The 24,249-nt window shown below is 65.6% G+C and carries 21 protein-coding genes; 10 read left to right on the top strand and 11 right to left on the bottom strand.

Annotation, left to right across the window (positions count from 1 at the left end):
• Nucleotides 1-147: 147 nt before the first annotated feature.
• The 3 genes from LY284_RS15930 to LY284_RS15920 all read left to right on the top strand — a co-directional run bounded on the left by LY284_RS15930 (nucleotide 148) and on the right by LY284_RS15920 (nucleotide 4,167).
• Nucleotides 148-1,476: a YihY/virulence factor BrkB family protein gene (locus LY284_RS15930; RefSeq protein ID WP_233387235.1), complete on the top strand. Its 1,329-nt coding sequence runs from the start codon at nucleotides 148-150 to the stop codon at nucleotides 1,474-1,476.
• 349 nt (nucleotides 1,477-1,825) lie between these two features.
• Nucleotides 1,826-2,980, top strand: a complete 1,155-nt coding sequence (locus LY284_RS15925) for a porin (protein WP_014250274.1) — start codon at nucleotides 1,826-1,828, stop codon at nucleotides 2,978-2,980.
• Nucleotides 2,981-3,189: 209 nt separating this feature from the next.
• A complete protein-coding gene (locus tag LY284_RS15920; protein WP_233387234.1) occupies nucleotides 3,190-4,167 on the top strand; it encodes a glycerophosphodiester phosphodiesterase family protein in 978 nt (325 codons plus the stop codon).
• 7 nt (nucleotides 4,168-4,174) lie between these two features.
• On the opposite strand, the gene LY284_RS15915 is transcribed toward LY284_RS15920, so the two are convergent.
• The 4 genes from LY284_RS15915 to LY284_RS15900 all read right to left on the bottom strand — a co-directional run bounded on the left by LY284_RS15915 (nucleotide 4,175) and on the right by LY284_RS15900 (nucleotide 8,255).
• A complete protein-coding gene (locus tag LY284_RS15915) occupies nucleotides 4,175-5,041 on the bottom strand; it encodes a proteasome-type protease (RefSeq protein ID WP_233387233.1) in 867 nt (288 codons plus the stop codon).
• Between the two features lie 69 nt (nucleotides 5,042-5,110).
• Nucleotides 5,111-5,881 (bottom strand): transglutaminase family protein, encoded by a 771-nt coding sequence (locus tag LY284_RS15910; RefSeq protein WP_233387232.1) that lies wholly within the window; start codon nucleotides 5,879-5,881, stop codon nucleotides 5,111-5,113.
• Nucleotides 5,882-5,884: 3 nt separating this feature from the next.
• Nucleotides 5,885-6,838 (bottom strand): alpha-E domain-containing protein, encoded by a 954-nt coding sequence (locus LY284_RS15905; RefSeq protein ID WP_014250270.1) that lies wholly within the window; start codon nucleotides 6,836-6,838, stop codon nucleotides 5,885-5,887.
• Between the two features lies 1 nt (nucleotide 6,839).
• On the bottom strand, nucleotides 6,840-8,255 hold the full coding sequence (locus LY284_RS15900) for a circularly permuted type 2 ATP-grasp protein (RefSeq protein ID WP_233387231.1): 1,416 nt from the start codon (nucleotides 8,253-8,255) through the stop codon (nucleotides 6,840-6,842).
• A gap of 126 nt (nucleotides 8,256-8,381) precedes the next feature.
• Between LY284_RS15900 and LY284_RS15895 the strand changes: the two genes are divergently transcribed.
• The gene (locus tag LY284_RS15895) at nucleotides 8,382-9,980 is read left to right on the top strand and encodes a 3'-5' exonuclease family protein (protein WP_233387230.1); all 1,599 of its coding nucleotides are present in this window, start codon (nucleotides 8,382-8,384) and stop codon (nucleotides 9,978-9,980) included.
• 7 nt (nucleotides 9,981-9,987) lie between these two features.
• Here LY284_RS15895 and LY284_RS15890 read toward each other — a convergent pair whose 3' ends face one another.
• Complete coding sequence (locus tag LY284_RS15890) at nucleotides 9,988-10,737, bottom strand: SDR family oxidoreductase (RefSeq protein WP_233387229.1); 750 nt, start codon at nucleotides 10,735-10,737, stop codon at nucleotides 9,988-9,990.
• A 122-nt stretch (nucleotides 10,738-10,859) separates the two neighbouring features.
• Between LY284_RS15890 and LY284_RS15885 the strand changes: the two genes are divergently transcribed.
• Nucleotides 10,860-11,756, top strand: coding sequence for a LysR family transcriptional regulator (locus LY284_RS15885; protein WP_014250266.1), 897 nt, complete (start codon nucleotides 10,860-10,862; stop codon nucleotides 11,754-11,756).
• A gap of 86 nt (nucleotides 11,757-11,842) precedes the next feature.
• On the opposite strand, the gene LY284_RS15880 is transcribed toward LY284_RS15885, so the two are convergent.
• The 3 genes from LY284_RS15880 to LY284_RS15870 form a co-directional block, all read right to left on the bottom strand.
• Complete coding sequence (locus tag LY284_RS15880) at nucleotides 11,843-12,301, bottom strand: HU family DNA-binding protein (protein WP_014250265.1); 459 nt, start codon at nucleotides 12,299-12,301, stop codon at nucleotides 11,843-11,845.
• 199 nt (nucleotides 12,302-12,500) lie between these two features.
• On the bottom strand, nucleotides 12,501-13,268 hold the full coding sequence (locus LY284_RS15875) for an endonuclease/exonuclease/phosphatase family protein (protein ID WP_045453008.1): 768 nt from the start codon (nucleotides 13,266-13,268) through the stop codon (nucleotides 12,501-12,503).
• Nucleotides 13,265-15,547 carry a VTT domain-containing protein gene (locus tag LY284_RS15870; protein ID WP_233387228.1) on the bottom strand — a complete coding sequence of 761 codons (2,283 nt, stop codon included), beginning with the start codon at nucleotides 15,545-15,547 and terminating at the stop codon, nucleotides 13,265-13,267. The genes LY284_RS15875 and LY284_RS15870 overlap by 4 nt, the downstream gene beginning before the upstream one ends.
• 112 nt (nucleotides 15,548-15,659) lie before the next feature.
• Between LY284_RS15870 and clcA the strand changes: the two genes are divergently transcribed.
• From clcA to LY284_RS15845, 5 genes are all read left to right on the top strand, one after another.
• Nucleotides 15,660-16,994, top strand: a complete 1,335-nt coding sequence (gene clcA / locus LY284_RS15865; RefSeq protein WP_014250262.1) for a H(+)/Cl(-) exchange transporter ClcA — start codon at nucleotides 15,660-15,662, stop codon at nucleotides 16,992-16,994.
• A 73-nt stretch (nucleotides 16,995-17,067) separates the two neighbouring features.
• A complete protein-coding gene (locus LY284_RS15860; RefSeq protein WP_233387227.1) occupies nucleotides 17,068-18,096 on the top strand; it encodes an aldo/keto reductase in 1,029 nt (342 codons plus the stop codon).
• Nucleotides 18,097-18,234: 138 nt separating this feature from the next.
• On the top strand, nucleotides 18,235-18,849 hold the full coding sequence (locus LY284_RS15855) for a LysE family translocator (RefSeq protein WP_014250260.1): 615 nt from the start codon (nucleotides 18,235-18,237) through the stop codon (nucleotides 18,847-18,849).
• A 331-nt stretch (nucleotides 18,850-19,180) separates the two neighbouring features.
• The gene (locus LY284_RS15850) at nucleotides 19,181-19,345 is read left to right on the top strand and encodes a hypothetical protein (RefSeq protein WP_156903107.1); all 165 of its coding nucleotides are present in this window, start codon (nucleotides 19,181-19,183) and stop codon (nucleotides 19,343-19,345) included.
• A 250-nt stretch (nucleotides 19,346-19,595) separates the two neighbouring features.
• The gene (locus LY284_RS15845) at nucleotides 19,596-19,757 is read left to right on the top strand and encodes a DUF1328 family protein (protein ID WP_035509367.1); all 162 of its coding nucleotides are present in this window, start codon (nucleotides 19,596-19,598) and stop codon (nucleotides 19,755-19,757) included.
• Between the two features lie 102 nt (nucleotides 19,758-19,859).
• Here LY284_RS15845 and LY284_RS15840 read toward each other — a convergent pair whose 3' ends face one another.
• Genes LY284_RS15840 through LY284_RS15830 form a run of 3 tightly spaced genes read right to left on the bottom strand, consistent with a single transcriptional unit; the run spans nucleotide 19,860 to nucleotide 24,249 of the window.
• A complete protein-coding gene (locus LY284_RS15840; protein ID WP_014250259.1) occupies nucleotides 19,860-20,978 on the bottom strand; it encodes a diguanylate cyclase in 1,119 nt (372 codons plus the stop codon).
• Between the two features lie 35 nt (nucleotides 20,979-21,013).
• A complete protein-coding gene (locus LY284_RS15835) occupies nucleotides 21,014-21,997 on the bottom strand; it encodes a chemotaxis response regulator protein-glutamate methylesterase (RefSeq protein ID WP_233387226.1) in 984 nt (327 codons plus the stop codon).
• Nucleotides 21,994-24,249: a hybrid sensor histidine kinase/response regulator gene (locus LY284_RS15830; RefSeq protein WP_233387225.1), complete on the bottom strand. Its 2,256-nt coding sequence runs from the start codon at nucleotides 24,247-24,249 to the stop codon at nucleotides 21,994-21,996. Before LY284_RS15830 ends, LY284_RS15835 begins: the two co-directional genes overlap by 4 nt.

The following is a 24,249-nucleotide window of genomic DNA, read 5'->3' as shown; positions in this document are numbered from 1 at the left end:
CGCTTCTTCATGTCCTGCATCAAAAGCAGACGATTTCGTCACTGCGCAAGACGCGCGCCCGGTCACGTCCGCTCTGGAATGGAACGTGCTCGACCGCATGAACGTCGCCGGGCATCCGCGCTCCATTCATCGAACCGAGAGGCCGTCATGAGTACCGTGTCAACGCAGAAGATCGAAGCCGTCGTCAAGAAAGACGCTTCGTGGGCGCTCGGCGCGCTCAAGCAATTCTCGGAAAACCGCTGCGCCGCCATGGCCGCGAGCATCGCGTTCTACTCGGCGTTCTCGCTCGCGCCGACGCTCGTCATGGTGATCGCCGTCGCGGGCTGGATTTTCGGGCCGGAAGCCGCGCGCGGGCAGCTATTTCATCAGGTGAACGGACTCATCGGCGATCAGGCGGCGTCGGGCGTGCAGAGCATCGTCGAAAACGCGCATCGCAGCAGCGGCACGGGCATCGCGGCGATCATTTCCTTCGTGCTGCTGGCGGTCGGCGCGTCGGCGACATTTTCATCGCTCAATACGGCGCTCAACATCGTCTGGCCGATGGCCGGGGACGCGCGCTCCAGCATCATGACGATGGTGCGCGTGCGGCTCGTCTCGTTCGGGCTCGTGCTCGGCGTCGCGTTCCTGCTGATCGTCTCGCTCGTGCTCGACACCGCGATTCAGGCCGTCGGCATGTGGCTGTGGGCGAATTCGCCGTTCGTGATCGTCGGCGATATCGTGCAGCTCGTGGCCGGACTCGCGATTCTCACGGTCGCGTTCGGCGCGCTGCTGAAGTTTCTGCCCGATGCGCCCGTGCAATGGCGCGATGCGCTCGTGGGCGGGCTGGTCGCGGCGCTGCTGTTCTCGGCCGGCAAGAAGCTTTTCGCGCTGTACCTGACGCACGCGGGCACCGCGAGCGCGTTCGGCGCGGCGGGCTCGCTCGCCGTGCTGCTCATGTGGCTGTATTTCTCCGCCGCCGTGCTGCTGCTCGGCGCGGAATTCTCGGCGGCGCGCGCGCGGCTGCACGATCCGCGCGGCGCGTGGGGCCAGCAGAACAACGGCCGCGTGCCGCCGGGCAGCCGCGCGAAGATCGGCTCGCTGCTGGCGGCATCGACCCGCACCGCGGTGCCCGTCGCGGCCGCCGAGGCAGCGGCGATGACGCCGATCGCGCCCCCCGATGCGCCCGTCAGCGCGAGCGCGCGCCGGACGATCGGCGGCCGTGCCCAGCGCGCGCAGCAGTTGACGGGGCAGGCGCGCAAGAAAGTGTCGGCGGTGGCGCGGGCGCTGGAGTTGTCGCGCAAGCTCGCGCGGGCGGAATCGACCGCCACGCGCGTCACCGCCCTTGCGATGGTAGGCGCGGGCCGCAAGGCGTCGCACGCCAATGCCGTGGTGCGGCGGCATCCGTGGCGCGCAGTGCTGGTCGCGGCGAGCGCGGGCATGGCGGTCGCGCTGCTGTCGCGGCGCGAGGCCGCGCGGCGCAACGATCCGGCATCGTGAAATTGCGAACGACCGGCGCCGCTATCCGGTCAATCCGAAAAATCCGACGCCATTAAAGCGGTTTGTTATTTGGATCGACGGTAATCCGATTAGCGCGGCAGGCGAGGATAATCGGATTAGCCGCCGCGACCCGTCTCTTTAAAATCCCGCGACGGCGCGGAACTTTTCCACACCGCGTCTGTCTCCCAAAATTCGCTCCAACGATCGTCTCGGACCCTTGACCAGCGGGCATCTGACCCGAGTGTGTGTTTTTCGAGACAGTCTTTATTTTCCATTTCTAAACTTACGAAACGTTGCGTTATTCTCTGCGCCGGCAACAACGATTTTAATCATTCGCGTGGAGAATTCGATGAAACGATTCGCACTGACGTCCCTCTCGCTGGCTATGCTCGGCGCAGCTGGCGCGGCACAGGCACAAACGAGCGTGACGCTGTATGGCGTGATCGACGCAGGTATCGGCTACGTGAGCCATGCCAACGCAAACGGCGACAAGCTGGTCGGCATGATCAACGGCAACCTGTCCGGCGACCGCTGGGGCTTGAAGGGTCAGGAAGACCTGGGCGGCGGTCTGAAGGCGATCTTCCAGTTGGAAAACGGCTTTGACGTCGGCACCGGCCGTCTCGGCCAGGGCGGCCGCGAATTCGGCCGTCAGGCGTTCGTCGGTCTGTCGGGCAACCAGTGGGGCACGGTCACGCTGGGCCGTCAGTACGACCCGCTCGTCGACATGGTCCAAGGCATCACGGCTGATAACTACTGGGGCGCGATGTTCGCGACGCCGGGCGATATCGACAACTACGACAACTCGCTGCGTACGTCGAACGCCGTCAAGTACGTTTCGCCGAACTTCGCCGGCTTCCAGGTCGAAGGCCTGTATGGCTTCAGCAACCTGGCTGGCGCGACCGGCCAAGGTCAGACGTGGTCGGCAGCCGCAACGTACAACAACGGCCCGTTGGCTGTTGCTGGCGGCTACTTCTACGCGAACAACCCGACGGCTGGCCGCGTGGCCAACGGCTGGGGCAGCCCGTCGTCGGACTCGCTGTTCAACAGCCCGGTCAACGCAGCTTACGCAACGGCTCACGCGATCGGCATCGCCCGCGGCGCGATCCAGTACTCGATCGGCGCATTCACGGTCGGCGGCTCGTACAGCAACGCGCAATACAAGGCAGACGGCTCGTCGCTCCAGGGCTCGCAGCACTTCAACGTCGGCAACGGCTTCGTGAACTTCCAGGTCACGCCGGCTCTGTTGACGGGTCTGGGCTACACGTACACGAAGGCAAGCGGCGACGCTTCCGCGACGTACCACCAGGTCAGCCTGGGCGCCGACTACTCGCTGTCGAAGCGCACCGATTTCTACGCTGTCGCTGCTTACCAGCACGCCAGCGGCGATCAGCGCAACGCGGATGGTTCGCTCAGCTCGGCGCAAGCAACGGTTGGCTCGTACGGCTTCGAAAGCGGCCGCAGCCACCAGGAAATCGTCATCGTGGGCGTGCGCCACAAGTTCTAAGAACAACCGGCTGGCGCGGCACGCAAGTGCCGTGTCTTTCGGACAGCAGCATCCTGAAACAGCCATCGGCTTTGCCGGTGGCTGTTTTTTTATGTGCGCCGCCAACGCGGCGAAGCGCAACAAATTGTTGAATCAACCGCGTGCGCGCACGGTGCGGGCATGACGGGAAGCAGAATCACCGGGTTACGAACGTCCGGGAGATTCACGCCATGCCATTACGCTCGACGCTGCTGCGGTCTTTCGTACTCGCCGCATGCCTGGCGAGCGCCGGCTGCGGAGGCCGCGCCGTATCGCCCTCCAGTGCCGACGAATCGCCGCGCCCGCCGATGATCGTCGCGCATCGCGCCGGGGCCGCCGATTATCCCGAGAACACGCTGACCGCCATCGAAGGCGCACTGCAACATCGCGCCGATGCGATCTGGCTCACGGTGCAGCTCACGCGCGACGGCGTGCCCGTGCTCTATCGCCCGGCGAATCTCTCCACGAACACCGACGGCCAGGGCGCCGTCGCGAGCCTGGACTTCGCCGCGCTGGCGCGTCTGAACGCGGGCTGGAACTTCGCGCGCACCGATGCGAGCGGCGCGAAGCGCTATCCGTATCGCGATGAACCCGTGCGCATTCCGTCGCTAGCGCAGGCGTTGCGCGCGATCCCGCCTGCCGTGCCCGTGATGCTCGACATGAAAGCACTGCCCGCCGAGCCGCAGGTGGCGGCCGTCGCGCGCGTGCTGGACGAAGAAAACGCATGGCAGCGCGTGCTGATTTACTCGACCGAAGCCGCGTATCAGAAGGCGTTCGCCGCGTATCCGCGTGCGCGCCTGTTCGAATCGCGCGATGCGACGCGCGCCCGCCTCGCCGCCGTGGCGCTATCGCAGACGTGCGAAAACCCGCCGCCGCCCGGCACATGGAGCGCATTCGAGTACGCGAGAAAGATGGAGCTGGTCGAGACGTTCACGCTCGGCGAGGCGCGCTCGCACGTGACGGCCACGCTCTGGACGCCCGCAGCGGCGAAATGCTTCCGCACGAACGGTCCGGTGCACATGCTCGCGATCGGCATCGATGACGACGCCGACTATCGCGCGGCCGCTTGCCTGGGCCTCGACGCCGTGCTCGCCGATTCGCCGCGCACGATGGACGCGATCAGAACGAACATGCAGACGCCGCCGCAATGCCCTGCGTCCGTGCGCTGAAGCGCGGCTATTGCTGCGGCGCGTTGCCGGTCGGATTCATGTCTTCCGCGAGCGTCTGCGCGGGCGCGTCGGGGCACGGCAAGTCGCCGATGACGAGGCGCGGCACGGTGCTGCGGGTATCGCGCGGGCGCAGCGGCACGTTGTCGAGATCGGTCCACGACGGGTTCGGAATCTCGCCGAACAGTTGCCGCAGCCGCTCGCCCCAGGTCTTGTTGATCATCTGGTAGTACGCGCTGTTATTGTCGAGCGTGGCGAAACGCGTCACGCGCAGCGAGTCCCTTTCGTAGACCAGCAGATCGAGCGGCAGGCCCACCGAGAGATTCGAGCGCAGCGTCGAATCCATCGAGATGAGCGCGCATTTGGCGGCCTCGTCGAGCGGCGAGGCCGGCGTGATCACGCGGTCGATGATCGGCTTGCCGTACTTCGATTCGCCAATCTGAAAATACGGCGACACACGCGTCGATTCGATGAAATTGCCCGCCGCGTAGATCATGAACATGCGCGGCGGCTGGCCGCAGATCTGTCCGCCGAGAATGAAGCTGCAATTGAAGTCGACGCTGAATTCCGCCAGCGACAAGGCATCGCGCCGATGCACCTCGCGCACCGCATCGCCGACGATACGCGCGGCTTCGGCCATCGTCGGGACGCTATAGAGCGTGGGCGCGTGAGGATCGGAGGGCTCCGCGAGCAGATGCATCACCGCCTGCGTCAGCGCCAGATTGCCCGCCGCGAGCAGAACGATCACGCGCTCGCCCGGCTGTTCGAAAACAACCATCTTGCGCGCGGCGCTCACGTGGTCCACGCCGGCGTTGGTGCGCGTGTCGGACAGGAACACGAGGCCCTCGTCCACGCACATGCCCACGCAATAAGTCATGTCGGTCCATCCTGAAGCAAACAAACCCTCATTGTACTGAGCGCGTCCGTGTGTCGCATGCACGGTGTGTCATTGATCGGCCCGGGCGTCGATGTCGATGCGCACATCCAGCGTCGCCTCCTTGCCGCCCACACGTGCGCCGCGCACCGGCGCCGCCGCCTCGTAGTCCCGCGCCACCGCGAGCCGGCAATGGCGTTCGTTCGCAAACGCGGCCTCGGTAGCGTCTACCGACACCCAGCCGTGTTCGATCCACACATCGACCCATGCATGCGCGTGCGCGCCCAGATAGCCGCTGACGCAGCGCGCGGGCACGCCGCGCGCGCGGCAGCACGCGAGCATCAGATGCGCGAAATCGCGCGCGTCGCCGCAGCCGTTTGCCAGCGCCTGCGCCGCCGTTCCCGCCGCCTCGATGCGATAGCGCACGCGTTCCGCGATGCGCTCCATCAGCGCGATAAGCGCCGCGGCCGTGTCGAGCGCGGGAACACGGTCGGCGAGTTCGCGGATGGCCGCATCGGGCGCGGTCAGCGGCGTCGCGCAGGTGAAATGTTCGAGCGGAATGGGACCGGCTTCGTCGAAGAGACGGCCATCGGCGAGCGCTTCGGTTTCGACTTCGCCCGCCACGCTCACCTGCATCTCGCTGTGCGGCTTCGTCAGCACGAGCGTATGCAGCGCGTTGCCGTAGGCGTCGCGCGTCGCGTCGAGCTTGCCCGGCGCCTCCACATGCCAGTGCCGCACGAGCTGCGACGAACCGCTCGCCGGGCTCACGCGGAACTGCTGGATCGAATACGTGACCGGCGCGGCGTAACTGAAGCGGATGTCGTGGCGAATGATGAGCAGCATGATTCACGCGATCGGCAGCATGAGGAAGGTATGCATCACGCGCAGGCCGAGTTCGTCCACGCGCTTCAGAAACTGCGTGAGCCACGCGTGGACGCCCGTCTCCAGAATCTGGCGGATGTCGGCATAGAGCACGTCGGCGCGCAGCTTGCCCGCGAAACGCTCGCAGTCCTTCGATGCATCCGTGCGCAGCTTCGCGAGCGTATCGCAGACGCCATCGAGCGATGCGATCAGCGAGCGCGGCATCTGCTCGTTGAGGATCAGCAATTCGACGACGCGCGTGGGCGTCACCACGTCGCGATACACCTTGCGATAGATCTCCAGCGCCGAGACCGAACTCAGGATCGACGTCCAGTAATAGAAGTCTTCGAGCTGACGCGCGGCCTCGCGCGAGTTGGGCGTGGCATCGGCGAAGCGCACGTCGAGAATGCGCGCCGTATTGTCCGCGCGTTCCAGATACGCGCCGAGCTGCATGAAGAAGAATGCGTCGTCGCGCAGCGCCGTGCCCTGCATCACGCCGCGGCACAGATTCGCGCGGTACTTGACCCATTCGAAGAGCGCATCCGGACTCGTTTCGAGCTCCCTGTTCGCGAGCCGCTGATTGAATTCGAGCCAGGTGAAGTTGATGGTCTCCCAGCCGTCGGTCGTGAGCGTGCCGCGCACCGCGCGCGCGTTTTCGCGCGTCGCCTGCAGGCACGACAGCATGCTCGACGGATTGCGCGCGTCCGCGGCCATGAAATGCAGCATGTCCTCGCGCGAGCGCGAACCGGGATGACGCGCGTCGAACATGTCTTCCAGTTCGGAAATCTTCAGCACCGAGCGTTGCGCGCGCGCTTCCTGTTCGGGCGTTTGAGGCAGCAACGCGCCTTGCATGTCGATGTCGAGCATGCGGGCGGTGTTCTCCGCGCGCTCCATGTAGCGCGCCATCCAGAACAGGTGATCGGCTGTTCGGCTCAGCATGTCATTCGATCATCCATGTGTCTTTCGTGCCGCCGCCCTGCGACGAATTGACGACGAGCGATCCCTCGCGCAGCGCGACACGCGTGAGGCCGCCCGCGCACATCGACACTTCGCGGCCGGAAAGCACGAACGGCCGCAAGTCGATGTGCCGCGGCGCGATGCCCGCATCGACGAAGGTCGGGCAGGCGGACAGCGCGAGCGTCGGCTGAGCGATATAGCCTTCGGGTTTCGACACGAGCCGCGCGCGAAAGGCTTCGATTTCGTCATGCGTCGATGCAGGCCCGACGAGCATGCCGTAACCGCCCGCGCCGTGCACTTCCTTCACGACGAGTTCCGGCAGATGCGCGAGCGTGTAGGCGAGATCGTCCGGCTTGCGGCATTGAAACGTGGGCACGTTGTTCAGAATCGGCGTCTCGCCGAGATAGAACTCGATCATGTCGGGCACGAACGGGTAGATCGATTTGTCGTCGGCGATGCCGGTGCCCATCGCGTTCGCGAGCGTCACGCGTCCCGCGCGATACGAGGTCAGCAAGCCCGCCACGCCCAGCGCCGAATCCGCACGAAAGGCGAGCGGGTCGAGAAAGTCGTCGTCGACGCGGCGATAGATCACATCCACGCGGCGCGGCCCGTGCGTCGTGCGCATGAACACATAGTTGTCGTCGACGAAGAGATCCTTGCCTTCGACGAGCTCCACGCCCATTTGTTGCGCGAGGAAGGTGTGCTCGAAATACGCGGCGTTGTACATGCCCGGCGTCAGCACGACGACGGTGGGATCGTCCACGCCTTCGGGCGCGATCGAGCGCAGCGTTTCGAGCAGCAGATCCGGATAATGCGCGACCGGCGCGACGCGGTTCTGCACGAAGAGCTCGGGAAAGAGCCGCATCATCATCTTGCGGTTTTCGAGCATGTACGAGACGCCCGACGGCACGCGCAGATTGTCTTCGAGCACGTAGAACTCACCCGCTTCGCCCGCGCGCACGACATCGATACCGGCGATATGCGCGTAGACGTCGAGCGGCACATCGACACCCTGCATCTCCGGCCGATACTGCGCATTCGTGTAGACCTGCTGCGCGGGAATGCGTCCCGCGAACACGATATCGCCCTTGTGATAGATATCGTGCAGAAAGAGATTGAGCGCCTGCACGCGCTGGCGCAGGCCCGCTTCGAGCACGCGCCATTCGTCGCCGGGAATGATGCGCGGAATCATGTCGAAGGGAATGAGCCGCTCGGTGCAGGACGAATCGCCGTTCACGCCGCTCACCGCGAACGTGATGCCCACGCGCCGGAACAGAACGTCGGCCTCGGCGCGCTTGCGCGCGATGGTATCGGCGCTTTGCATCGCGAGCCAGCGGGAAAACCGCGCGTAGTGATTGCGCACGGTATCGTCCTGACGCATTTCGTCGTAGATCCGCATGATTGCGTCCTTCGTTTGCGGCGCGTTTCATTGCAGTATCGGACGAAAGTGCGGGATGTGCGCTGTTTTTTCGCGCGCGATCGTGGTGCTCGCGCTAGACTTGCCGCTTGCATTCAGCGTTTCATCATGTCCGAAGCCTTCCAAGACGAAGCCGATTCGTTTTCCGACTCGTGTTCCGACTCCTTAGCCGACGCCCTGCTCGCAGGACTCGCGCGGCCGATCGTGTTCGTCGATCTGGAAACCACCGGCTCGAACGCGACCGAGGATCGCATCACCGAAATCGGCGTCGTGGAAGCGAGCACGGCGGGCATCGAGCGCTGGAGCGTGCTGGTCGATCCGGGCGTGCCGGTGCCGCCGTTCATCTCGCGCCTGACCGGTATCGAAGATTCGATGCTGCGCGGCCAGCCCACCTTCGAAACACTCGCGCCGGCGCTGGCCGAGCGGCTGCACGGCAAGCTCTTCGTCGCGCACAATGCGCGTTTCGACTACGGCTTTCTGAAGAACGCGTTCCGCCGCGCGGGCATCGCGTTTCGCGCGGATACGCTGTGCACGGTGCGCCTGTCGCGCGCGCTCTTTCCATCAGTCGAACGTCACGGGCTCGATGCGCTGATCGCGCGTCTGAATCTCGCGCCCGAAGGGCGTCATCGCGCGCTCGCCGACGCCGATCTGCTCTGGCAGTTCTGGCAGAAGATTCACGCGCTGTATTCGCAGGATCTCGTCGATGCCGCGATCAGGACGCTCGTGAGGCGCGCGAGCCTGCCCGCCGCGCTGCCCGAAGGCGCGCTCGATGCGTTGCCCGCGTCGCCCGGCGTCTATCTCTTCTACGGCGACGACGACGTGCCGCTCTATGTCGGCAAGAGCATCCATCTGAAACAGCGCGTGGCGGCGCATTTTTCGGGCGATCACAGGCTTCAGAAGGACTTGTCGATCTCGCAGGCCATTCGCCGCATCGAAACGCGCGAGACGGCCGGAGAACTCGGCGCGCTGCTGCTCGAAGCGAAGCTCGTGAAGGAGCTGAAGCCGACGCACAATCGCCTGTTGAAAGGCGCGTCGAGCGCATGCGCGTGGCAATGGCTGCCGGGCGCGAGCGCGCCGGCGCTCGTGAAGGCGAACCGGCGCGATCTCTCGCGCGAGGAACATCTGTTCGGCGTGTTCGCCTCGCGCGCGAAGGCGCACGCGTTCATGCGTCATTTCGCCGACGAACATACGCTCTGTCACGCGACGCTCGGCCTCGAAAAAGCGCCGCTCTCGCGTGGCCGCGGCTGCTTCGGCTATCAGGTGAAACGCTGCCTCGGATCGTGCGCGGGCATCGAAACGCTCGCGGATCACGCAGCGCGCGCGCTCGATGCGCTGGAAAGCTCGCGCGTCGCGAGATGGCCGCACGAAGGACCGATCGCGATCTTCGAGCGTGACGAAACGGCGGGCCGCGAAGCGTGGCATGTCATCGATCGATGGTGCTACATCGGCACATGCGCGACACGCGACGACATCGCGGCGCTCATCGCCGACGCGCCCGACCTGCGCCCTTTCGATTCCGATGTCTATGGCCTGATCGCGAAGCGCCTCGCAGCGGGTCAACTGACATGGATCGCGTGCGATGCGCGGCCTTCGTTTCATCTCGTCGTACAAGATGCGCCCGCGCGCGCCGCCCTCGTCACGCAACCGGTCAAACGCGCGGTCAGACACCGCGCGATTGCACCGGATCAGTTCGCGCTGTCTTTCTAGTCGTCGCTTACGCGACGCCGCCGTTGGCGCGCAACACCTGCCCGTTCACCCAGCCCGCATCGGGTCCGACGAGAAACGCGACGACCGCCGCGATATCGTCAGGCTGACCGAGGCGCTCCAGCGGCGGCATCTTGGAGAACGCGGCGATCTGCTCGTCGGTCTTGCCGTCGAGAAACAGCGACGTCGCAACCGGTCCCGGCGCAACCGCGTTCACCGTGATGCCGCGCCCGCGCAACTCCTTCGCGAACACATGCGTGAACGATTCGACGGCCGCCTTCGTCGCGTTATAGATCGCATAGCCGGGCATGTTGAGCGCGAGCGTCGTGCTCGAAAAATTCACAATGCGCCCGCCGCCGTTCATGCGCGCCGCCGCTTCGCGCAACGTGTTGAAGGTGCCGCGCACGTTGATATCGAAAGTCTGATCGTAGAGCGCGTCGCTCGTGTCGGCGAGCGGCACGGTCTTCAGCACGCCCGCGTTGTTGACGAGCGCATCGACTTTGCCGAGTTCGGCTTCGACGGTGTCGAACATGCGGCGTACGTCGTCCGCATTCGCGACGTCCGCTTTCACGGCGAGCGCCGCGCCGCCCGCTTCACGCAATTCGGCGACGAGCGCATCCGCTTCCTTCGCGCTCGCCGCATAGTTCACCGCGACAGCGAAGCCATCCTGCGCGAGACGCCGCGCGATCTGAGCGCCGATGCCGCGCGATGCACCCGTGACGATCGCAACGCGTTTCGAGTTCGATTGAGTCTGACTCATGATGTGCTCCTCAAAGTGGGCTGTTCGATGAGAAGCATGATGAATCATTCCGTTTCCGCGATCATCGCGTCTGGCTTAGTATCATCGTTCCAGTTGCTTCAACAATCGAAAAGCTCATTGCCATGGATCGATTCCAGGAAATGCAGGTGTTCGTGCGCATCGCCGAGCGGCGCAGCTTCACGCAGGCCGCCGACGATCTGCAGATACCGCGCGCCACCGTCACCAATCTGATGAAGCGTCTTGAGGAACGGCTCGGCGCGCGCCTGCTCGAACGCACGACGCGCTCCGTGCGCCTCACGCACGACGGCGAAGCGCACTACCGGCGATGCGTGCGTCTGATCGCGGATCTGGAGGAAGCGGAAGGCTCGTTCAGGCATGCCGAGCCGAAAGGTCTATTGCGCGTGAACCTGCAAGGCACGCTCGCGCGGCACTTCATCATGCCGGGGCTGCCCGCGTTCATCGAACGCCATGCGCAGATCGAGCTGCATATCGGCGAGGACGACAGGCTCGTCGATCTCGTGCGTGAAGGCGTGGATTGCGTGCTGCGCGCGGGCACGCTGCAAGATTCGTCGATGATCGGCCGGCGTGTCGCGCTGCTCGAACAGGTGACGGTGGCGAGCCCGGCTTACCTTGCGCGCGAAGGCGTGCCGGACGATCTCGAAGCGCTGGCGTCGCATCGTGCGGTGAATTATCTGTCGAGCGCGACGGGCCGCGTGCTGCCGCTCGAATTCACGGTGGGCGATCGCATCGAGAGCATCGAATTACGCGCAACGGTTTCGGTCACGGGCGTCGAACTCTATACGCAGGCCGCGCTCGCGGGGCTCGGTATCGTTCAGGTGCCGCGCTATCACGTCGACGACGCGCTTGCCGATGGCCGCCTGCACAGCGTGCTGCCCGACCTGCCGCCGCCGCCCATGCCGATCTCCGTGCTCTATCCGCACAACCGTCAGCTCTCGGCGCGCGTGCGGGTTTTCGCGGATTGGCTCACCGAGATCTTCGCCCGGCACAACGGACGCTGATAACGAACGTCAAGCGCGGCAAAGCAAAAGAGGCCAGCTTCCCGATGAAGGGAAGCTGGCCTCTTTTTCAACGCGGGCGGAACGACTTAAGCCGCTGCGTCCTTCAGCTTCTTCAGCGCACGCGCCTTGATGCGAACGCTTGCCGGCTTGGCCGGGAACCAGCGCTCTTCACCCGTGAACGGGTCCTTGCCGAAGCGCTTCTTCTTTGCCGGCACGGCTTGCGACGAGATCTTCAGCAGGCCCGACAGCGTGAATTCGCCAGCGCCCTTCTTGTGGATCGAGCCGAGGATCGTGTCTTCCAGCGCGACCAGCACGGCCTTCACCGCCTTCAGGTCGACAGCGGCGCGCTCCGAGAGATGCGTCGCGAGCGATGCCTTGGTGAACGTGTCCTTGACCGGCGAGGGAGCGCCCGTGGTCTTCTTCGCGGCTACCTTCTTTGCGGCAACCTTCGGTGCTGCTGCTTTCTTCGCCGGTGCGGCGGCGGTCTTCGCCGTGGCCTTCTTGGCCGGGGCTTTCTTGGCAGCGGTTTTAGCGGAAGTCGACATGTTTCTCCTACCTGTTTTTTGGTCAGTGATGTACGAATACGTCCGCACCGATGCGTTCGTATCACGCCGGATTCTACATAGGCCAGGCGAGTTCGTGCGAGTCTTTTACGCTTTTATATCGTTTTTACAGGGGTTTTTCGTGGCGTCGCGCTGACACGCGATGTTCTTCGATGCTAAAGCCGCGAAGACGCGATGCGTTTTAGCCCTGCACGGAAGACGTAAACCTGCGACGCGCGATGTGAGCGATCAACGGATAGTGATCGGATGCGATGCGCGAAAGCCGCGTGCGATGCACATCGACACGCATGAGACGTTCGCCCGGATGCACCCAGATGCGATCGAGCGCGAAGAGCGGATAGCGCGTCGGAAAGGTGCGCAACGCGCTCGCGCGATGAAAGTGCGTGACGAGCCGCCGCAGCGTGCGGCCATACACGAACCACTCGTTGAGATCGCCGAGCAGGATGACGGGCAGCGCGGGCGTATCAAAATTTTGCAGCACCTGCTCCACTTGCGCGCGCCTCTCGCTCGATGCGAGGCCGAGATGCGTCGCGACCACACGCCATACTTCACCGCCGCAATCGATGTCGGCATCGAGCGCGCCGCGCGGCTCGCGACTTCTGAACGACAGGTCGAGCGTGCGCACCGCCCGCACCGGATAGCGCGTGAGCACCGCGTTGCCGTAACGCCGCTCGGGCGTATCGAGCGTCGGGCCCGGCACCGCGTGCAGGTTCGTCATGCGTTGCAGCGTGTCGAGCACGTCGGGCGAACCGCTGCCGCCGAGCGGCACCTCCTGCAGCGCGAAGATGTCGGCGTCGATCTCTGCAAGCACTTCGCCGATGCGTTGCGGCGCGAACTTGCCATCCACGCCCACCGCGCCATGCAGGTTGTAAGTCGCGATGCGCAGTTCCTTCGCGTGCGCTGAATGGATGATGTCCTGTTCGATGACCGCTTCGTGCATCGACGTCATGAGTTGACCTCGTCAGGGCGCGCGTTTTTCGATTCGCGCGGCATCGTGCCGTTCTCGCGCAATTCGCTCGCGCGTTTTGCTTCGTCGCTCGCGCGCGGCTTGTCGGCATCGCTCGGTGCGCCTTCGTGCGCGTCATGATGCTCCGCGCGGCCCAGAAAGCGCTGCAGCAGCAGCGATACGCCGATCAGCACCGCGCCAATGCCGATCAGCACCGCGAACGAGCCGACCGTCGGGCGATGCAGCGAAGCGATCAGCTGATGCGCGAACGCGACCGTCAGGATGATGCCGGGGCCCATGCCGAGCATCGTTCCGATCATGAAATCGCGCATGCGAATATGCGACGCGCCCGCGACCATATTGACGATCGCAAACGGCGCGACCGGCAGCAGCCGCAACACCACGACCGCGACGATCCCACGCTTCGCCACGCGCTCGGATAGCCGGTTGACGCGCGCGCCCGCGAGCTTGCGCACGGCGTCGCGGCCAAGCCAGTTGCCGAGCGAATACGACACGGCGGCCGCGATCGTCGTGCCGGCGAGCGCATAGACCCCGCCCCACGACGCGCCGAAGACGACGCCCGTCGTCGCGATGAGCAGCGTGATCGGCACGGCGATCACGGCCGCGGTCACATAGGCGAGCACGATCCAGAGCGGCGCGAGCGGCAGCGCATCGATGCGGCGCGTCGCGCCGGTGAGCGACTTCAGGTTGACGTAATCGGCGAGCGGCGTCCAGTGCCACAGACCCGCGACGACCACCACCATCAACGCGAGCATGCCGAGCAGCGCGAAGCGTCCGATGAGCGGGCGCGTCTTTTCCGCGGGCACGAACTGATCGACGAGTTCATCGGCGGCGATCGGCGTTTCGGGATCGATGAGCGCTTCGGGCGGAATCAGCTGATCGAGCTCGCGCGACACTTGCGGGTCGAGCGGCACCAGCGTGCGATGCGTTTCGCGATCGCGCAGCAGCGCCTGAATCGCCGCGTTCATGCCGCCGCGCGCGTGACGCTCGCGCACCACGTCGTCGATCTCGCAGCCGAGATGCTCCGCGAGCAAGGTATCGCGCATCGTCGCGATGGCGCGGCGGATGCGCGCGTCGGCGCCCGCATCGATCGACACGTTGCACTCGCTGTCGAGCACCATCGAACGATTGTTCAGGTTGGCCGAGCCGACGATCAGCAATTCGTCGTCGACGATCATCAGTTTGCTGTGCACGTTGACGATCTCGTCGCCGAGCTTCGGCACGATCGGGCACATCAGCCGATAACGTCCGTGCGTGTCCGCGTGCTTCAGCAGATCGTGCAGGCGCGCGCGCAGCACGCCCATCGTCACTTCCTGCAGCCAGCCGCTCTGATTGCGCGGCACGACGATGGCGAGATCGGGGCCGTCCTCGCGCGCGAGCGAATCGGCGAGCGCGGCCCCGACGGTGCCCGACGTGAAGTACTGATTCTCGATGTAGATGCTGCGCCGCGCCCGCGCGATGGCGTCGAGATACTGCGTGCGAATCTGCTGCACGGATTCGCGTCCGAGATAGGCAGGCTCGGTGAGCGAGATGGCGATCTGCGCATCTTCGAGATCGACGCGCCGCGAGGGCGGCCACGGGTCCTGCTGAATCTTCGCGCGATGCGCGCGGATCGCGAGCCGCTTGCCGCATGCGCGCGCCCAGCGTTCACGCGCGAGCGCGCCGATCTCACGCGCGGCGTCGCCGTCGAACATCGTGTGGACGTCGTGGAACGGCTGGTACGGCGCGCCGTTGGCATCGCGGCGCAGCGGCTCGTCGGGTGCATGCGCGGTCGTGTCCCAGCGCGAGCGCGTGAGATCGAGCCCGCCGACGAACGCAAGGCGATCGTCGATCACGACGAGCTTCTGATGCTGCGAGCCGCCCAGCGGATGCTTGCCGTCCATCTGGAACGCGATGCGCCGGTTCGTGCGCCAGCCCATCTTGTAGACCGGCAGCCATTCGCGCTCGAAGGCGTAAAGCATGGCGAAATCCCACGCGAGAATATAGATGCGCAGGCGGCGCTTGTCGGCGGTCACTGCGTGCAGGAAGTCGCCGAGCGCGTCCGGATAGGTGTCGTCCGCGCCTTCGGGCGTGAGCTTCATGCGGCTGTCGATATCCCATCCGAGGATGAACACGGTGCGTTCCGCGCGGGTGATCGCCTCGCGCAGCACGCGGAAATAATCCGCGCCATCGATGAGAAGACTGAAGCGGTCCGCATGGCGCACGCTCGCGCAATTGCGTCCCGACTGAAAAAACGGCTCGTCGTCGTGTGCGTTGCTCATGTGCCTTCCAGCACTCGTCAGCCAAATGACTTTCGTTTTGCAAGCAACATGCCCGCCGGAACGCGTGATGCTACGCTCTCATGCACATGCCGATCCCGGAGCGACATGCGCGATGAACGATAACGAAGTCACCGAAGTGAACATCGAGAACGACGAGCGCGCAGGGCTCGTGCCGCTGGCGGCGGCATCGGTCGTCGTGGGCGCCGTGACGGGCGCGCTCGGCGTGCTGTTCCGCTTCGCCCTCGAACGCGCGGATACGTGGCGCAATGCATTCGTCGCGTGGGCGCATGCCGGGCACGACGCCGCCGTCATCCTCGTCGTGCTCGCGGCTGCTTCGGCCGCGGCGCTCGCCGCATGGCTCGTCGCGCGCTTCGCGCCGATGGCGAGCGGCAGCGGCATCCCGCATGCCGAAGCGGTCTTGCATGGCAGGCTGCCGCCCGCGCCACTCATCCTGATCCCGATCAAGTTCGTCGGCGGCGTGCTGGCCATCGGCGCGGGGCTCGCGCTCGGCCGCGAAGGTCCGACGGTACAGATGGGCGCATCGATCGCGCATGCGCTCGGCGCGTTCTTCAGACGCAACGCCGTGGATTGCCGCGTGCTGCTCGCGGCGGGCGCGGGCGCGGGGCTCGCGACCGCCTTCAACGCGCCGATCTCGGGCGCGGTGTTCGTGCTCGAAGAGCTGATGCGCCGTTTCGATACGCGCACCGCCGTGGCGGCGCTCGGCGCATCGGCGAGCGCGATCGCGATGGCGCGGCTGCTGCACGGCGATCTGCCCGACTTCCATGTGCCTGCGCAGCCGTTTCCCGGCTTCGCGATGACCGGCGCGCATCTCGTGCTGGGCGCCCTGCTCGGCCTGCTCGGCGCGCTCTATAGCCGCCTGATCGTCTGGACGCTCGATGCCGCCGACGCCCTCGCGTCGCCCCGGTCCGTCACGCATGCGACCGTTCGCGCGGCGGCGATCGGCGCGGCGATTGGCCTGCTCGCGTGGTTCGCGCCCCACCTCGCGGGCGGCGGCGACGCGCTCACCGAGCAGGCGCTGCTCGGCCGCGGCACGCTTCTCGGCGTGACGGCGATGTTCGCGCTGCGCTTCGTCGTCGGTCCGCTTTCGTACGCGGCGGGCACGCCCGGCGGCATCTTCGCGCCGATGCTCGCGCTCGGCGCGCAAACGGGCCTCGTGTTCGGCCGCGTGTGTCTCGAGTGGTTCCCCGGCATGGCGCCCGCCACCGGCGACACGAGCACCTTCGCGGTGGTCGGCATGGCGGCGTTCTTCGTCGCCGTGGTGCGCGCGCCGGTCACGGGCATCGTGCTCGTCACGGAGATGACCGCGAGCTTCTCGTTGCTGCTGCCGATGCTCACCGCCTGCTTCACCGCGATGATCGTGCCGATGCTGCTGCGCGTGCCGCCGATCTACGACACGCTCGGCGAGCGCGCGGCGAAACACCGCTGACGCGCGGCGCTGCATGCAAGGAGCGCTTGCGGTAGTCTCGTCGATGGACCGACTTCATCCACGAGGACAAGCAATGGAATATCGACATCTCGGTGCTTCGGGCTTCAAGGTTCCCGTCCTGAGCTTCGGCACCGGCACTTTCGGCGGCAAGGGCGACTTCTTCCAGGCCTGGGGCGAGACCGACGTGAGCGAGGCGCGCAAGCTCGTCGACATCTGTCTCGAAGCGGGCGTCACCATGTTCGACACCGCCGACGTCTATTCGCACGGCACATCGGAATCGAAACTCGGCGAGGCGCTCAAGGGCCGGCGCGACAAGGTCATCGTTTCGACCAAGGCCACCTTTCGCTTCGATCCGGACGACCCCAACGCGGTCGGCTCGTCGCGCTTTCATCTCGTTCGCACCGTGAACCAGGCGCTCGAACGTTTGCAGACGGATTACATCGATGTATTCCAGTTGCACGGTTTCGACGCGAAAACGCCTGTCGAAGAGACGCTTTCCACGCTCGACGATCTCGTGCGCGCGGGCAAGATCCGCTACACGGGCGTATCGAATTTTTCCGGCTGGCAGTTGCAGAAATCGCTCGACGTGGCGGACCGCTACGGTTATCCGCGCCATGTCGCGAATCAGACGTACTACTCGCTCATCGGCCGCGATTACGAATGGGAACTGATGCCGCTCGGCCTCGATCAGGGTGTCGGCGCGGTCGTGTGGAGTCCGCTCGGATGGGGGCGTCTTACGGGCAAGATTCGTCGCGGCGCGCCGCTGCCCGAGACGAGCCGCCTGCATAAAACGGCCGACATGGGGCCGCCGGCGCCGGAGGACTATCTGTACCGCGTCGTCGATGCGCTCGACGCCATCGCGGAGGAAACCGGCAAGACGGTGCCGCAGATCGCGCTCAACTGGCTGCTGCAGCGTCCGACGGTGGCGACGGTGCTGATCGGCGCGCGCAATGAAGCGCAGTTGCGGCAGAACCTCGGCGCGGTCGGCTGGAATCTGACGCCCGAGCAAGTGAAAAAGCTCGACGAGGCGAGCGCGGTGCGGCCGGCGTATCCGTACTGGCATCAGCAGGGATTCGCGGAACGCAATCCGTTTCCGGTCTGAAGCGTTGAATCGAAACGCGTCGGGGAGGCCGCCTCCCCGACACCGTACCGGAAACCTTTCCTCAATCTGTACCGGTACTGTACCGGACAGCTCCCGTACACTTGGCGCTCATCGAGTCTTCATTCATCGGAGCGCGCCATGCCCATCGACCTGCTCAACGCCCTGCCCGCCGCCGCGCTCTTCGCGTTGGTAACGACGATCACGCCCGGTCCCAACAACACGATGCTGCTCGCCTCGGGCGTGAACTTCGGCCTGAAGCGCACCGTGCCGCACGTGCTCGGCATCAGCGCGGGCATGGCGATTCTGATGATCGCGGTCGGCCTCGGGCTTTCGCAGGCTTTCGAGCGTCTGCCGTGGCTGTACACCGCGCTGGAGGCCGCGAGCGTCGCGTATCTGCTGTATCTGGCGTGGAAAATCGGCACGTCGTCGTCCGTGCAGATGCGCGACGGCCAGAGCCGCCCGATGCGCTTTCACGAAGCGATCGCGTTCCAGTGGATCAATCCCAAAGCGTGGATGATGGTGCTGACCGCTGCCACGACCATCCATCTGCATGCGAGCCTTTCGCTGAATGCAGCGCTGATGGCGCTCGTGCTGGTCGTGATCGGGCTGCCGTGCATCACGATGTGGGCGGCGTTCGGCATGTCGCTGCGGCGCTTTCTCGCGAATCCGCGCTACCTGCGCATCTTCAATATCACGATGGCCGCGTTGCTCGTGTTGTCGCTGTATCCGATCGTCGCCCATTTCTTTGCCTGACTCTTTGCGTGACTCTTTGCCTGACGCGCGCCGCGGCAATGACCGCGCGCGCCGGATGGAAAAGCGCGCCCCCTCTTTGCCTCGACGCCCGACCGGTGCATACTGATCTTTCGCGCCGGCACGCAAAATCTGCCGTCCCGCTTGCAAGATTGGGACTGCGTTTCTTCTTTTATCAGCGATGTCCGTCCGCCTGGCCGCCCCGAAGGTCCTTGAGCGATCCTTAAGCGATCCTTTAAGGCGGCGTTTCAGCCCGGCGCGTATATGCCTTGCTAGTCCGTTGGTTCGCGCCGAATTGTCGGCGCGGCTTTGAAATCTGTTCAAGGAGTACGCCATGTCTGGAGCCAATCGCCCATCCGGTCCCGCCACGCGCAAATCCCTCGACCTAGCCGATCAGATCGAACGCGATGAACTGGAGAACAACCTGCCGGATGCGCTCAACAACGTCGACGACGAAGACGACGATGAAACCGACTCCGATCGCACACTAGGCCGCTAGCCTCGACAGCCGGGCCCATCGCGCCATTGGAGGCGCGATCCGCAACGCCGCAATGCCTCCGGGCTTGCGGCGTTTTTGCATCGTGGCGCCTGGGCGATGCTTTGGGCACAACCGTTGCTTTAAGCGAATGCCGCGCGGCGCACCGGCCAGAAGCGCACAATGGTCGCGGCGAGCACCTGATGAGCGAAGCGGCGGCCGCATCAGTCCGCGTGCGAATCAATCGATCAACCGTTCCCCACGGGAGGGCTTCATGCTTCGTTACGCTGTCATCTTCTTCATCATCGCGATCATCGCGGCCTTCTTCGGCTTCGGCGGCATCGCAACGGGCGCGGCGGAAATCGCCAAGATCCTGTTCTTCATCTTCATCGTGATCTTTCTGGCGACGCTGCTGCTCGGAGTGTTCAGGCGATGACGCCACGCATGCGTCGGGCGCTGTAAGAAAAACGCGCGGGCTTCGTCGAAGTCCGCGCGTTTTTGCATGCGCTCAAGAACGCTCAGGTACGCTTAGATACCTTCAGGTAATGATCACCCGATTCTTGCCGTCCCGCTTGGCGCGGTAGAGCGCGAGATCCGCCGCTTCCACGAGTTGCTTCGACCCATCGTCATGCAGCGCCGTTTGCGTCGCGCCGCCGATGCTGATCGTCACGCGCCCGCTTGCCGATCCCGTATGCGGCACGTTGAGCGACTCGACCGCGATGCGAATCTTCTCTCCGAGCAGCCGCAGCCCCGGCGCCGACGTCGATGGCAGCACCACCGCGAATTCCTCGCCGCCGAAGCGCGCCGCGAGATCGGTGGGACTCGCGAGGCTCGTTTCGATCGTATGCGCGATGAGCTTCAGCACGTCGTCGCCCGCGACGTGGCCGTAGGTATCGTTGTACGACTTGAAGTTATCGACATCGATCATCAGAAAGCCGATGGCCGCATGCTCACGCGCGGCGCGGCGCCATTCCGCGTTCAGATAGTCGTCCAGACGGCGGCGGTTCGACAAACCCGTCAGCCCGTCCGAATGCGTCAGGCGCTGCAATTCCAGATTGGTTTCGAGCAGTTTCTGCTGCGACTGACGCAACGCGCGATACGCTTCGTCGCGCTGCAGCAGGTTCTGATACGAGCGCGAGTGATAGCGCACGCGCGCGACGAGCTCGATCGTATCGGGCAGCTTCACGAGGTAATCGTTCGCACCCGCCGCGAACGCCGCGCTCTTGATGCGCGGCTCTTCCTTCGTCGAGAGCACGATGATCGGGATATCGCGTGTCGCCGGATGCTCGCGATACTTGCGCACGAGCGTGAGGCCATCGACGCCGGGCATCACGAGATCCTGCAGGATCACCGTGGGGCGCGTTTCCTGCGCGGTGCGCAGCGCCTCTTCCGGATTCGCGCAGTAATGCAGATCGACGTTCGCCTCTTCCGCGAGCGCGCGGCGCAACGCCTCGGCGATGATCGCCTGATCGTCCACGAGCAGCACCATCACCGGCAGCTCGGCGGCCGGCGGCGCATTCAGCGCGGCGGCGAGCAGGTCGGACACGGCGCGCTCGTCGGCCATCGCGCGCGTGCCCGCGCGTTCGATGCTCGCCGCCGCCGCAGCCGCGGCCCGTTTCGCGCGCTCGGCGAGCGGGTCGGGATGAGGAAATTCCATGAGCGTGTCCTTGGTGGAATGATGTTGCGATGATGTCAGTCGAATGCCGTGGCGATCGCGCCGGCGATGCGCGGCAGCGGCAGGATCGAAACCGCCGCATCGAGCGCGGCCGCGGCCTTGGGCATGCCGTAGACCGCGCTCGTCGCCTCGTCCTGCGCAATCGTGTGATACCCCTTCGCGCGCATCGACTTCAGCCCGATCGCGCCGTCGCGGCCCATGCCGGTCAACAGCACGCCGAGCGCGCGTCCCGTCCAGCGCTCGGTCACGCTCTGAAAGAACACGTCGACGGAAGGCCGGTAAGGCAATTGCTCGGGATGCGCGGTATAGCCGAGGCGGCCGGCCGAGGCGAAATGCAGATGATCGTTGGTCGCGGCGAGCAGCACGACGCCCGGCGCCGGCCTGTCGCCTTCGCGCGCGATGCGCACCGGCAGCGCCGATTGCGCATCGAGCCATTGCGCCATGCCTTCGGCGAAGGCGCGATCCACGTGCTGCACGATGACGATGGCCGCCGCGAAATGCTTCGGCAATGCGCCGAGCAGCGTCGCGAGCGCGGAAGGCCCGCCCGCCGATGCGCCGATCGCAACGAGCCGCTCGCTGCTCTTCGACGCGATCACGACAGTGGACGAAGCGAGCCGCGCGCCGATCTGATCGATCTTGCCGATCAGCGCCGCCGCGCCGCGACGCGCATCGCTGCCCGCGAGCGCGGGCGTATCGACGGCGTCGAGCGCGCCCGCGCCCATCGCTTCATAGACGCGCCACGCGTTCGCGCCGACATCGACGGTGACGACGAGAATCGCGCACGGCGAACGCGCCATGATGGTTCGCGAGGCCTGCACGCCATCGACTTTCGGCATTACGAGATCCATCAGCACGACATCGGGCGTGTGCGCCGCGCAATAGTCGATGGCCTGCTGGCCGTCTTGCGCGATCCAGGCGATCTCGAAGTCGGGCCGCGAAGCGAGCGCGCGCCGGAGCGCTTCCACGGCGAGCGGGACGTCGTTGACGATGCCGATCTTCATGACCTGGCCTCGCCGATCAGATCGCGCACGGCGTCGATGAGCGCCTGATCGTGGAAGCTGCCCTTGGCGAGATAATAGTCCGCGCCCGCATCGAGGCCGCGCTGGCGGTCTTCCGCGCGATCCTTGTACGACACGATCATCACGGGCATGGCGCTCAGGTGCGCATCGCGCTTGATGAGCGTGACGAGCTCGATGCCGTCGAGACGCGGCATGTCGATATCGGTGATGACGAGATCGAAATCCGCGCCGCGCACGGCGTTCCAGCCGTCCATGCCATCCACCGCGACGGATACGTCATACCCGCGCGACGCGAGCAGCTTGCGTTCGAGCTCGCGCACCGTCAGCGAATCGTCGACGACGAGCACGCGCTTTGCGCTCGCCACGCTCGCGCGCGCCGCGCCCGCGCCCACGCGCCCGAGCTCGCCGTTGCCGACGAGCGTTTCGACGGAACGCAGCCAGTCGTCCAGATCGGCGATGAGCAGCGGATCGCCGTTTTCCATCAGCGCGCCGGCGGCGATGTTGCGCACCTTGCCGAGACGCTTGTCGAGCGGCTGCACGACGAGCATGCGCTCGCCGAGAAAGCGATCGACCACGACGCCGTAACTCGCCGCGCCCTGTCCGATCACGACGACATTGAGCGCGTCGCTCGCCGCTTCGAACGCGGCCGTCTGCAAAATCTGATGCGCGGTGACGAGGCCGACGCGCTTGCCGTCGAAGGAGAAATGCTGCTGGCCTTCTAGCGTATCGATAGCGCTCGCGGGCAAGACGAGCGTGCGCACGACATGCGCGAGCGGCAGGCCGTAAGGCTCGCCTGCCACGTCGACGATCAGGCTGCGGATCACCGAAAGCGTGAGCGGCAGTTGCAGGGTGAAGCGCGTGCCGGCGTGCGCTTCCTGCGTCACGCGCACGCTGCCGCGCACTTGCCGCACGACGTCCTGCACCGCATCGAGGCCGACGCCGCGGCCCGATACGTCGGTGACGGCATCGCGCATCGTGAAGCCCGGCAGGAAGAGGAATTCGAGCAGTTCGGCTTCGGTGAGACGCGCGGCGGTGTCTTCGTTCGCGAGTTGCTTGCGCACGACCGCGCGGCGCAACGCATCGAGATCGACGCCCGCGCCGTCGTCGGACACGCTGATGAACAGCGACCCCGCGCTGTGACGCGCTTCGAGCGTGATCGTGCCGGTTTCGGGCTTGCCGAGCGCGCGCCGCAACGACGGCTCCTCGATGCCGTGATCGACCGCGTTGCGCAACAGATGGCCGAGCGGCGCATCGAGCAGATCGAGAATGTCGCGGTCCACCTGCGTCGTCTCGCCCGCGATGACGAGCCGCACGTCGCGGCCGAGCCCGCGTGCGACATCGCGCACCATGCGCGCGAAGCCGCCGGTCGCATCGACGAAAGGACGCATGCGGCACGCGAGCGCTTCGTCGTAGATCTGCTGCGCGAGATGCGTCGAGCGGCGATCGTAATTCTCCAGCTCCGCGAGACGCTCGCTCAATTGACGATGCGCCTCCGCTGTCAGACGGCGCACTTCGTCGAGCGCGGCGTGCGCGCGTGCATCGAGTTGCGCGGCGCGGGTGTCGGTCAGCGTTTCGTGCAGGCGTTCGAGCGCGCGGCTCGCATCGTGCTGAATGCGCTTCACGCGCAGCATCGACTGCGAGAACGGTTTCAGCCAGCGCGATTCGACGAGCGATTCGCCCGAGTGACTCAGCAGACGGTCGAGCGTGTCGGCGCGCATGCGCAGCATGCGGGCGTCGTTCGTGCGCGAAGGCGCTGCTTCGTGTTCGATGAGCGGCTGGGGTTGCGGTTGCGGTTGGGCTAGCGCTTGCGTAAGCGTGAGTTCCTGCGCTTCCTGACCATCGAGCCGCGCATTGAGCGCCTCGACATAGGACTCCACGTCGCGTTCGAGCGCCGTTTGCGCGTCGATGTCGCGCGCCTCGCCGATCCGCACGATCAGATCGACGCCGCGCAACAGCATGTCGATATGCCCCGCATCGAGCACGATGCGCCCGTCCTGCGCCGCGACGAAACAATCCTCCATCGCATGCGCGAGGGTCACGCCGACCGGCACGCCGACCACGCGCGCCGCGCCCTTCAGCGAGTGCGCCGCGCGCATGCTCGCTTCGAGCGTGACCGGATCGCGCGGCGCGCGTTCGAGCGCGATGAGGCCATCGGAGAGAATCTGCGCCTGGGCGCGCGCCTCTTCCTGAAAGAGGTCGAGCAGCGACGAGCGGCCGGGATCGATGCCCGTCAT

It is taken from the genome of Caballeronia sp. PC1, assembly GCF_021353155.1.
GTDB classification, from domain to species: Bacteria; Pseudomonadota; Gammaproteobacteria; order Burkholderiales; family Burkholderiaceae; genus Caballeronia; species Caballeronia cordobensis.
The sequence above is the reverse complement of the archived record's forward strand: the minus strand, read 5'-3'. Positions and strand labels throughout refer to the sequence as shown.

Bases quoted from the DNA above. Each gene is read 5' to 3' on its own strand.
- LY284_RS15895 (WP_233387230.1), top strand. From the start codon at position 8,382: ATGTCCGAAGCCTTCCAAGACGAAGCCGATTCGTTTTCCGACTCGTGT.
- LY284_RS15880 (WP_014250265.1), bottom strand. From the start codon at position 12,301: ATGTCGACTTCCGCTAAAACCGCTGCCAAGAAAGCCCCGGCCAAGAAG.
- LY284_RS15855 (WP_014250260.1), top strand. From the start codon at position 18,235: ATGCCCATCGACCTGCTCAACGCCCTGCCCGCCGCCGCGCTCTTCGCG.
- LY284_RS15830 (WP_233387225.1), bottom strand. From the start codon at position 24,249: ATGACGGGCATCGATCCCGGCCGCTCGTCGCTGCTCGACCTCTTTCAG.
- LY284_RS15840 (WP_014250259.1), bottom strand. From the start codon at position 20,978: ATGGAATTTCCTCATCCCGACCCGCTCGCCGAGCGCGCGAAACGGGCC.
- LY284_RS15930 (WP_233387235.1), top strand. From the start codon at position 148: ATGAGTACCGTGTCAACGCAGAAGATCGAAGCCGTCGTCAAGAAAGAC.
- LY284_RS15905 (WP_014250270.1), bottom strand. From the start codon at position 6,838: ATGCTGAGCCGAACAGCCGATCACCTGTTCTGGATGGCGCGCTACATG.
- LY284_RS15885 (WP_014250266.1), top strand. From the start codon at position 10,860: ATGGATCGATTCCAGGAAATGCAGGTGTTCGTGCGCATCGCCGAGCGG.
- LY284_RS15860 (WP_233387227.1), top strand. From the start codon at position 17,068: ATGGAATATCGACATCTCGGTGCTTCGGGCTTCAAGGTTCCCGTCCTG.
- LY284_RS15850 (WP_156903107.1), top strand. From the start codon at position 19,181: ATGTCTGGAGCCAATCGCCCATCCGGTCCCGCCACGCGCAAATCCCTC.
- LY284_RS15845 (WP_035509367.1), top strand. From the start codon at position 19,596: ATGCTTCGTTACGCTGTCATCTTCTTCATCATCGCGATCATCGCGGCC.
- LY284_RS15875 (WP_045453008.1), bottom strand. From the start codon at position 13,268: ATGACGTCGATGCACGAAGCGGTCATCGAACAGGACATCATCCATTCA.
- LY284_RS15890 (WP_233387229.1), bottom strand. From the start codon at position 10,737: ATGAGTCAGACTCAATCGAACTCGAAACGCGTTGCGATCGTCACGGGT.
- clcA (WP_014250262.1), top strand. From the start codon at position 15,660: ATGAACGATAACGAAGTCACCGAAGTGAACATCGAGAACGACGAGCGC.
- LY284_RS15835 (WP_233387226.1), bottom strand. From the start codon at position 21,997: ATGAAGATCGGCATCGTCAACGACGTCCCGCTCGCCGTGGAAGCGCTC.
- LY284_RS15920 (WP_233387234.1), top strand. From the start codon at position 3,190: ATGCCATTACGCTCGACGCTGCTGCGGTCTTTCGTACTCGCCGCATGC.
- LY284_RS15910 (WP_233387232.1), bottom strand. From the start codon at position 5,881: ATGCTGCTCATCATTCGCCACGACATCCGCTTCAGTTACGCCGCGCCG.
- LY284_RS15925 (WP_014250274.1), top strand. From the start codon at position 1,826: ATGAAACGATTCGCACTGACGTCCCTCTCGCTGGCTATGCTCGGCGCA.
- LY284_RS15870 (WP_233387228.1), bottom strand. From the start codon at position 15,547: ATGAGCAACGCACACGACGACGAGCCGTTTTTTCAGTCGGGACGCAAT.
- LY284_RS15900 (WP_233387231.1), bottom strand. From the start codon at position 8,255: ATGCGGATCTACGACGAAATGCGTCAGGACGATACCGTGCGCAATCAC.
- LY284_RS15915 (WP_233387233.1), bottom strand. From the start codon at position 5,041: ATGACTTATTGCGTGGGCATGTGCGTGGACGAGGGCCTCGTGTTCCTG.